Consider the following 8,080-nt stretch of genomic DNA (forward strand, 5'->3'; position numbering starts at 1 on the left):
CCCCGCGGGGCAGCGGTGTTTCCCCCGCAGACGCCCCCCCCTACCCCCCCCCCGGAAGACAAACCCACCGCCCGCCCCGCGGCGGGCCCCACCCCCGCCCGGAACGGGGCCCCCCCCCCGCGGGAGGTGGACCCCGGGGAGGTCCCGGGGGCCGGGAACCCGCCGGTGCCGCTGCCGGTGCCCGCCACCCCGGTCGGCGGGGACGCCCTGGGCGGCTGCGGCATCATCGCCGCCCCCGACACTCCCCCGGTGCCCGGCGACGTCTCCGCCGAGGCCTGGCTGGTGTCCGACCTCGACACCGGCGCGGTGATCGCGGCGCGCGATCCGCACGGGCGGCACCGCCCGGCCAGCGTGATCAAGGTGCTGGTCGCGATGGCGGCGATCAACGAGCTCAACCTGAACAAGCCGGTCCCCGGCACCGCCGAGGACGCCCACGTGGAAGGCACCAAGGTCGGGGTCGACGTCGGCGGCACCTACACCGTCAACCAGCTGCTGCACGGCCTGTTGATGCACTCCGGCAACGACGCCGCCTACGCGTTGGCCACCCAGCTGGGCGGGATGCCGCTGACGCTGCAAAAGATCAACACGCTGGCCGCCAAGCTGGGCGGCAGCGACACCCGGGCGGCGACCCCGTCCGGCCTGGACGGCCCCGGGATGAGCACCTCGGCCTACGACATCGGGCTGTTCTACCGCTACGCCTGGGGCAACCCCACCTTCGCCGACATCGTCGCGACCCGCACCTTCGACTTCCCCGGGCACGGCGAGGCCCCCGGCTACCAGCTGGAAAACGACAACCAGCTGCTCTACCACTATCCGGGCGCGCTGGGCGGCAAGACCGGCTACACCGACGACGCCGGGCAGACGTTCGTCGGCGCGGCCGACCACGATGGCCGCCGGCTGATGGCGGTGCTGCTGCACGGCACCCGCCAGCCGATCCCGCCGTGGCAGCAGGCCGCGCACCTGCTGGACTACGGGTTCGCCACCTCCCCGGGCACCCGGGTGGGGACGCTGATCGAACCCGACCCGGCGCTGGCCCCCAAAGCCGCCGCCGATCCCGCCGCGGACCGCGCCGCCAGCCAGGCCGCGGCTCTGGTGGCGCCCGCCGACGCGCTGGCGGTGCGGGTGGGGGTGGCCGTCATCGGCGCGATCATCGTCTTCGCGCTGATGATGGTGGCCCGCTCGCTGAACCGCCGTCCCCAGCACTAAGCGCACCGCGCGTCCCTTGGCGGGTGGCACAACCGGTATCCCCTACCGTGGTTGTGGAAACTAATCCCCCACGGAAGGGTCAGAGTGAGCCGACTCGATGAACTGCGACGCTCCTCACCGCTCGCACTACTGGTGGGCATCGCAGCGGCCAGCGTCGGCGTCATCTACGGCTACGACCTGTCCAACATCGCCGGCGCGCTGCTGTTCATCGAAGACGATTTCCACCTGTCCTCGGTGGAGCAGGAGATGGTGGCCACCGCGGCGGTGATCGGCGCCATCGGCGGGGCCGCCGGCGGCGGCTGGCTGGCCAACCTGATCGGCCGCAAGAAGTCCATGGTCGCGGTGGCCGCCGCCTACGCGGTGTTCGCGGTGCTGGGCGCGCTATCGGTGTCGCTGCCGATGCTGGTGGTGGCGCGGCTGCTGCTGGGGGTGACGATCGGGGTGTCGGTGGTCGTCGTTCCGGTGTTCGTGGCCGAGTCGGTGCCGGCCGCGGTGCGCGGCTCCCTACTGGTGGCCTACGGGTTCACCTCGGTGATCGGCATCATCGCCGGCTACCTGGTGGCGTTCGCACTGGCCGGCACCCACAACTGGCGGTTGATGCTGGGCCTGGCCGCGATCCCCGCCGTGCTGGTGATCCTGCTGCTGGCCCGGGTGCCCGACAGCGCCCGCTGGTACATGCTCAAGGGCCGGGTCGCCGACGCCCGGGAGACGCTGCGGCGGGTGGAACCCAAATCCGACGCTGAAACCGAGCTGGCGGAGATCGCGCGCGCCCTGCAAGAAGAGGAACAGGAGCACGTCGGGGTGCTACGGGAGATGCTGCAGCTCCCGTACCTGCGGGCCACGATCTTTGTGGTGCTGCTCGGCTTCTTCATCCAGATCACCGGGATCAACGCCATCGTCTACTACAGTCCGCGGCTATTCGAGAAGATGGGCTTCACCGGCAACTTCGCGTTGCTGGTGTTGCCGGCGCTGGTCCAGGTCGCGGCGTTGGGCGTGATGTTCGTGTCGCTGATCCTGGTCGACCGGGTCGGTCGGCGGCCGATCCTGCTGCTGGGGATCACCGTGATGATCGCGGCCAACGGCATCCTGATCGGGGTGTTCGCGGCCGGGTCGCTGTTCGGGGACGCGCTCGCGACGTTCAAGTTCGTCGGGGTGCTGCTGTTCACCGTCGGGTACACGTTCGGCTTCGGTTCGCTGGTGTGGGTGTACGCCGGGGAAAGCCTGCCGTCACGGCTGCGGTCGATGGGCTCCAGCGCGATGCTCACCTCGAACCTGGTCGCCAACGCGATCATCGTCGGGGTGTTCCTGACGATGCTCACCCGGCTCGGCGGCGCGGCCACCTTCGCCGTGTTCGGGGTGCTGGCCACGCTGAGCTTCGGCTTCGTCTACCGGTACGCCCCGGAGACCAAAGGCCGCCAGCTCGAAGACATCCGGCACTTCTGGGAGAACGGCGGCCGCTGGCCCGAGCTGGCCTTCGAGCCGCGCCACGAGGTCACGGAGACGGTGTGACCCTGCTCGGGGCGGCCGCCGTCGTGCTCGCCGGGCGGGTGTGTCGCCCCGGCTGGGTGCAGATCTCCGGCGGCCGCATCGCCGGGTGCGGACCCGGCGACCCGCCGCAGCCCGCCGATCTGGACTTTCCCGACGCCATCATCGTCCCCGGCTTCGTCGACATGCACGTGCACGGCGGCGGCGGGGCCTCCTACGCCGCCGCCGACGGCGCCGAGATCGCCCGCGCGGCAACGTTTCACCGAAGCTGCGGCACCACCAGCACGCTGGCCAGCCTGGTCACCGCCGCCCCGGGCGCGCTGCGCGACGCGGTCGCGGCGCTGGCCGAGGCCACCCGCCGCAGGGTGGTCGCCGGCATCCACCTGGAGGGGCCGTGGCTGAGCGCGGCGCACTGCGGCGCCCACCACGCCGACGCGCTGCGCGCCCCCGACCCGGCCGAGGTCGACGCGCTGCTGGCCGCGGGCGACGGCGCGATCCGGATGGTGACGCTGGCACCCGAACTGCCCGGCAGCGCCGAGGCGATTCGGCGTTTCACCGCGGCCGGTGTGGTCGTCGCCGTCGGCCACACCGACGCCGACTACGCCCAGACCCGGCAGGCGATCCGCGCCGGAGCCACCGTCGGCACCCACCTGTTCAACGCCATGCGGGCGCTGCATCACCGCGAGCCGGGCCCGGCGCTGGCGCTGCTGGAGGACCCGCGGGTCACCGTTGAGCTCATCGCCGACGGCGCACACCTGCACCCGGCCGTCGTCCGCCGGGTGATCGACACCGCCGGCCCGCACCGGGTCGCCCTGATCACCGATGCGATCGCCGCGGCCGGCGCGGGTGACGGCGCGTATCGCCTGGGCGGGTTGGACGTCGACGTCGTCGGCGGCGTGGCCCGGGTGCGCGGCACGACGACGATCGCCGGCAGCACCACCACCATGGATCGGGTGTTTCGCACCGTGGTGGGCGACCTCGGCGCCTCGGATGAGGCGCTGGCCGCCGCGGTGCAGCTGACCGCCACCACCCCGGCCCGGGCGCTCGGCCTCGACGACGTCGGCGCCCTACGGGCCGGCGCGGCCGCCAATCTTGTTGTGCTGGACCAGGATCTGCGGGTAGCCCGGGTCATGGCCGACGGCGATTGGCAGCCATTTGCTACCCTCGATCCGGTCAGCACCTGACACCCGACGAGGCGCACCGTACCGGGCCAGCGACAAGACGGCGCATGCGGAGGTGGGTCATGGCATGGCTGATTCTGGTGGCATCCGGTGTGCTGGAAGCCGTTTGGGCGACCGCACTGGGTAAATCCGACGGCCTTTCCCGGCTGGTTCCCTCGGTGGTGTTCGGCGTCGCCCTGGCCGGCTCGATGATCGGGTTGGGTGTCGCGATGCGCGAGTTACCCACCGGGACCAGCTACGCGGTGTGGGTCGGCATCGGGGCGGTGCTGACCGTCGTCTACGCGATGGCGACCGGCAGCGAACCCGCGTCGCTGGCCCGGGTGCTGCTGATCGCCGGGGTGATCGGCTGCATCGTCGGGCTCAAGGTGGTCGGTTAAGCCGTCGAGCGGCTGCGGAGCGACTATCATCCGCACCACCGACATGGAGGGGGCTACGCACATTTTCAACCGCAAACGACGGGGCAACATCACCCAGCCGACGGTCACCACTACCCCGAAGCAGTACGAAATCAGCGTCGACGGGACACGGGCCGGGTTGGCCGCCTACGTGGACAGCGGTGCGCAACGCATCTTCTACCACACCGAAATCGGCGACGAATTCGGTGACCGCGGCCTGGGCAGCCAGCTCACGGCGGCGGCGCTGGACGACACCCGCGCCGCGGGGAAACGCATCGTGGCGATCTGCCCGTTTGTCGCCGCCTACGTCGACAAGCACGAGGACTACGACGACATCCTCGATCCCATCACCCCGCAGGCGCATGCCGTGGTGCGCCAGCAACTGGGCTGACCCGCCGCGGGTTAACCCTTGCGTCGGCGCAGCAGCCGGGAAAACCCTAGTGCGCCAACGACTCCCACCGCCGTCGCGGCCAACGCCTGGCGGGCGCTCAACCCATCGTCGGCCCGCACCCGCGGGGTGATCAACGCCGGCTCGGGTGGCTCGACCGGGGCGACGCGCAGGTTTTCCGGGGACGTCGCCGCCCACGCGGTGGCGAACAGGATCAGCCGGGCGGTGATGTAGGCGAACACCATCAGGCCCAGCACCGGCCCGAACGCCACCCCGGCCGGGCTGTTGACCACCGACTGCAGATAGATGGAGGCCACCTGCTTGAACACTTCGAAGCCGACCGCGGCGATCAGTCCCGCCCGGATCGAGCTGGCGAAGCTGATCGACTCCCGCGGCAGCCGGGCGATCACCCAGGTGAACAGCAGCCACGACACCAGCAGCGACATCAGCAACGACACCGCCCGCAGCAGCGCCCCCAGCAGCGGCAGGTCGTGGATGCCCATCCAGCTCAACACCCGGGCCATCACCGCGGGATCGGCGAGCACGGTCAAGAAGATGGTGAGGATCATCGCCGCGAACATCGACACCATCGCCGCCAGATCGGACAGCTTGGTGCGGACGAAACCGGCCGGCTCGATGCGTTGTTCCCACATCTCGCTGAGCGCCTCCCGCAGATTCGCCATCCAGCTCAGCCCCGCCCAGGCCGCCACCGCGAAACCGATGATCCCCACCGAGGTACGCGATTGGATCGCCGAATCCATCAGGTCGATCAGCTGCTGCCCGAAGTTGCCGGAGACCGCGGCCCGGATCCGGTTCTGGGTTTCGGCAAGCAGGCCCGGCTGCCGGGACAGCAGGAACCCGGTGACCGCGAACCCGACCATCAGCAGCGGGAACAGCGCAAAGATGGTGAAGTAGGTGAGTCCGGCGGCGAAGAAGTTGCCCTTGCAGTCGTTGTAGCGCTCCTGGGCCCGCATCACCCGGTCGAACCAGCCGTACCGGGCCCGCAGCCGGTCAAGGATGCCTGGCTTATCCGGGGCGGTCACGACCCTTATCTAATCGCCGCGAGCGGGCCCGGTGGTCCGGCGACACGCCGCAACCCGCGGGCATTCTGCGCGCACGCCCGCCCACTCAGCGGCGCGGCGGCAAAAACCCGACCCGGTCATAGACCCGCTCGACGGTTCTCGCCGCCACCTCGGCGGCCCGCTCGGCACCGGCGGCCAGGATCCGCTCCAGCTCGGCCGGGTCGGCCAGCAACTCGTCCACGCGGGCTTTGACCGGGGCGACGAAGTCGGCGACGGCGGCGGCGGTGTCCTTCTTCAGGTCGCCGTAGCCGCGCCCGGCGTAGCCGTCGACCAGCTTGTCGACATCGGTGCCGGTGATCGCGGACTGGATGGTCAGCAGGTTGGACACCCCGGGTTTGGCGTCGACGTCGTAGCGGATCTCGCGTTCGCTGTCGGTGACGGCCGAGCGGATCTTTTTGGCGCTGACCGCCGGATCGTCGAGCAGGCTGATCAGCCCGGCGTCGGTGGCCGCCGATTTGCTCATCTTGGCGGTCGGGTCGGCCAAGTCGTAGATCTTGGCGGTGGCCTTGGGGATCATCGGCTCGGGCACCACGAAGGTGTCCGGGAAGCGGGCGTTGAACCGTTGCGCGAGATCGCGGGCCAACTCCAGGTGCTGGCGCTGGTCCTCCCCGACCGGCACCACGTCGGTGTTGTACAGCAGCACGTCGGCGGCCATCAGCACCGGGTAGGTGAACAAGCCCACCGTGGTGGATTCGGTGCCCTGCTTATGCGACTTGTCTTTGAACTGCGTCATCCGCGACGCCTGCCCGAACCCGGTGAAACAGCCCAGCACCCAAGCGAGTTCGGCGTGGGCGGGGACGTGGCTTTGCACGAAGATGGTGCTGCGCGCCGGATCGATGCCCAGCGCCAGGTATTGCGCGGCGGTGACCAGGGTGCTGGCCCGCAGCGCCTCGGGGTCCCAACCCGGAATGGTGATGGCGTGCATGTCGACGACGCAGAACAGGGTGTCGAAGTCGTCTTGCAGTTCCGCCCAGTGGGTGATGGCCCCCAACGCGTTGCCGAGGTGCAGCGAACCCGAGGTGGGTTGCACGCCGGAGAAGACGACGCGACGCGATCCGGTAGCCGTACTCATGATGGTCCGATCTTGTCACGCCCGTATTCGACGGTGACCGGCGCGTGGTCCGACCAGCGCAGCGCGTAGGCGTCGGCGCGTTCCACCCGCGCGGCCCGCACCCGCGCGGCGAGCCGCTTGTTGGCCAGCTGGTAGTCGATGCGCCAGCCGGCGTCGTTGTCGAACGCCCGGCCCCGCCACGACCACCAGGAGTAGGGCCCGGCCGTGTCGGGGTGCAGGTGACGCACCACGTCCACCCAGCCGGCGGCCAGCAGGTCGCTCAGCCACTGCCGCTCGCTGGGTAAGAATCCCGACTTTTTGACGTTGCCCTTCCAGTTCTTGATGTCGTTTTCGGTGTGCGCGATATTCCAGTCGCCGCACACCACCACGTCGCGGCGTTGCCGGGACAGCGCGGCCATCCGCGCGGCCAGCCCGGCCATGAACCGCTCCTTCTCGGCCTGGTGCGGGGTGTCGGCCTCGCCGGTGTGCACATAGACGCTGGCGATGGTCAGGCCGCCGGCCGTTTTGTCTGGACAGCCGTCCACATCGACCTCCAGGTAGCGGCCGTGGTCGGCGAACTCGTCGGCGGTCGGTAACCCGACCCGGACCGCGGTGAACGGTCGGCGGCTCAGCACCGCGACCCCGTTACGGCCCTTGCGATGGGCGTCGGCCGAGGCCACCGACCAGCCGTCGGCCAGCGCGGGGGCCAGCGCCGCCGCAAGTTGGTCATCGTCGGCGCGGGTCTCCTGCAGGCAGACGATGTCGGCGCGGGTCTGCTCCAGCCAGGCCAGCAGGCCCAGGTTGTCCGCCGACCGCTGCTTGACCGCCGCGCGGATGCCGTTGACGTTGATGGTGCTGATGATCACGGGGCACGACCTTAACCAACGCCGTCGCCCCAGGTTCGCGGCATCATCGGCTCCGTCGCGTCACCGCCGAACGCGTCGCCGGCCAACGTGGTCAACCCCGCCGGCGCCGCGGCGGCCGCCCGGGCCGCGGTGCCGGTGAAGCCCAACGGGCCCGCCCCGGCGGCGGAGGCGGTCACCCGCGGCGGCTCGTCGAGTTCCTGGTCTAAGTCCATGTACTCGTGGCCGCGGCCCAGCAGGGCGGCCTTGGCGCGCCGGCGCCGACGGCGTCCCTGCTGCTCGGGTTCGTCGGTGGCCGCGGCGGCCGCCGTGGCCGCCGTGTCGGGTTCCGGCGCCTTCTTCCGGGCCCGCGCGCTGGCGCTGGCCTGGGCCTCCATGCCCATGTTGGCCACCATGTAGGAGTAGAACGGCGGCCCGGCCGGGGTGGGC

9 protein-coding genes and 1 riboswitch are annotated in these 8,080 nt (G+C 70.8%); of the genes, 5 read left to right on the forward strand and 4 right to left on the reverse strand.

Going from position 1 to position 8,080, the window contains the following annotated elements; genetic code table 11:
• The first annotated feature begins 15 nt into the window (after positions 1–15).
• The 5 genes from dacB1 to BKN37_RS24285 all read left to right on the forward strand — a co-directional run bounded on the left by dacB1 (position 16) and on the right by BKN37_RS24285 (position 4,658).
• On the forward strand, positions 16–1,206 hold the full coding sequence (gene dacB1 / locus BKN37_RS24265; RefSeq protein WP_071029483.1) for a D-alanyl-D-alanine carboxypeptidase DacB1: 1,191 nt from the start codon (positions 16–18) through the stop codon (positions 1,204–1,206).
• Positions 1,207–1,290: 84 nt separating this feature from the next.
• On the forward strand, positions 1,291–2,715 hold the full coding sequence (locus tag BKN37_RS24270; protein ID WP_083342017.1) for a sugar porter family MFS transporter: 1,425 nt from the start codon (positions 1,291–1,293) through the stop codon (positions 2,713–2,715).
• Entirely contained in the window at positions 2,712–3,875 is a 1,164-nt protein-coding gene (gene nagA, locus BKN37_RS24275) for an N-acetylglucosamine-6-phosphate deacetylase (protein ID WP_071029484.1), read from the forward strand. The genes BKN37_RS24270 and nagA overlap by 4 nt, the downstream gene beginning before the upstream one ends.
• Positions 3,859–3,922, forward strand: a riboswitch (guanidine-III (ykkC-III) riboswitch). It overlaps the preceding gene by 17 nt.
• A 12-nt stretch (positions 3,923–3,934) precedes the next feature.
• A complete protein-coding gene (locus BKN37_RS24280; RefSeq protein ID WP_071029485.1) occupies positions 3,935–4,249 on the forward strand; it encodes a DMT family transporter in 315 nt (104 codons plus the stop codon).
• Positions 4,250–4,292: 43 nt separating this feature from the next.
• Positions 4,293–4,658 (forward strand): GNAT family N-acetyltransferase, encoded by a 366-nt coding sequence (locus tag BKN37_RS24285; protein ID WP_083342018.1) that lies wholly within the window; start codon positions 4,293–4,295, stop codon positions 4,656–4,658.
• Positions 4,659–4,669: 11 nt separating this feature from the next.
• Here the strand turns inward: BKN37_RS24285 and yhjD are convergent, their stop codons facing one another.
• From yhjD to BKN37_RS24305, 4 genes are all read right to left on the reverse strand, one after another.
• Positions 4,670–5,698, reverse strand: a complete 1,029-nt coding sequence (gene yhjD, locus BKN37_RS24290; protein ID WP_071029486.1) for an inner membrane protein YhjD — start codon at positions 5,696–5,698, stop codon at positions 4,670–4,672.
• 85 nt (positions 5,699–5,783) lie between these two features.
• Positions 5,784–6,809, reverse strand: a complete 1,026-nt coding sequence (gene trpS / locus BKN37_RS24295; protein ID WP_071029487.1) for a tryptophan--tRNA ligase — start codon at positions 6,807–6,809, stop codon at positions 5,784–5,786.
• Positions 6,806–7,654, reverse strand: coding sequence for an exodeoxyribonuclease III (locus BKN37_RS24300; RefSeq protein WP_071029488.1), 849 nt, complete (start codon positions 7,652–7,654; stop codon positions 6,806–6,808). Before BKN37_RS24300 ends, trpS begins: the two co-directional genes overlap by 4 nt.
• Before the next feature lie 11 nt (positions 7,655–7,665).
• On the reverse strand, positions 7,666–8,080 hold a 415-nt coding region (locus BKN37_RS24305), incomplete at its 5' end, for a PPW family C-terminal domain-containing PPE protein (protein WP_479724564.1).

The sequence above is a fragment of the Mycobacterium talmoniae genome, from assembly GCF_001854525.1.
Classification (GTDB): Bacteria; Actinomycetota; Actinomycetes; order Mycobacteriales; family Mycobacteriaceae; genus Mycobacterium; species Mycobacterium talmoniae.

What these genes read in the sequence shown, in the direction of transcription:
- trpS (WP_071029487.1), bottom strand. Translation starts at nt 6,809, where the DNA reads ATGAGTACGGCTACCGGATCGCGTCGCGTCGTCTTCTCCGGCGTGCAA.
- BKN37_RS24280 (WP_071029485.1), top strand. Translation starts at nt 3,935, where the DNA reads ATGGCATGGCTGATTCTGGTGGCATCCGGTGTGCTGGAAGCCGTTTGG.
- BKN37_RS24285 (WP_083342018.1), top strand. Translation starts at nt 4,293, where the DNA reads ATGGAGGGGGCTACGCACATTTTCAACCGCAAACGACGGGGCAACATC.